Here is a 782-nt window from a genome sequence, read left to right as displayed (position 1 = left end):
GCTCTCCTTTTTCACCAACCGTGACCAGATAGCCGTGGTGCAGGCGGCGGTAACTGACCTGAAAACTCAGCCGGAGAATTCTGATGCCCAGTTGATAGCTTTAAAGGAGCTGCGTAACGAGGTGGACCGGATGCAAGACCGGGCTGAACACGGCGTGCCGTGGTATGAGCGTTTTGGTTTGAGTCAGAATCAGAAACTGTTGACGGCAGTGCTGCCCTATTATGCGCAGGTCAATAACCGCCTGATCCGGGACAGAGCTGCCGCGGTGCTGCATGCGAAACTGAGTGCGCTGGTGAATTTACCGCCGAACAGCCCTTTGCGGGCTAAATGGGCGCAAGCCGGTCACGACCAGTTGAAAGCCTACCTGATGATGGCGCAGCCGGAAAAAATGGATGCTGCGTTTTTAACCCGGATACTGAATGAAAATGAACCTGAGCGGGCCGGTATTGCCCCCGATGTCTGGCTGGATACGGCGTGGAGTTTGTGGGGTTTTTATGCGAAGAGTCTGCCTGCGCATCCCGAATGGCGGATCACCCCGGATAAAGCTTTAGTTAAACAGGCGCGTCAGTTGTTGCTGCTCCAGCTAGGTAAGCACAATGCCGAAGCGGCGCTTTACCAGCAGATGCTGCAATCGGTGGAGAAAAATTATTCTGACCTGACATTAAGACAAATGACTGGCGACACCGATGCCGAACGGCTGTTTACCACCTCTCACGTGATACCGGGGATGTTTACCCGTCAGGCGTGGGAAGGCGGGATACAAAAAGCGATAGCGGAGGCGG

At 54.6% G+C, this 782-nt stretch carries 1 protein-coding gene; it reads left to right on the top strand.

The genetic code is table 11. The features are described 5' to 3' along the window. The coding region (locus tag EAE91_RS23585) for an ImcF-related family protein (protein ID WP_244869030.1) at positions 1–782 on the top strand (782 nt) is incomplete at both ends.

The sequence above is a fragment of the Photorhabdus noenieputensis genome, assembly GCF_018448935.1.
Lineage (GTDB): Bacteria > Pseudomonadota > Gammaproteobacteria > Enterobacterales > Enterobacteriaceae > Photorhabdus > Photorhabdus noenieputensis.
The sequence above is the reverse complement of the archived record's forward strand: the minus strand, read 5'-3'. Positions and strand labels throughout refer to the sequence as shown.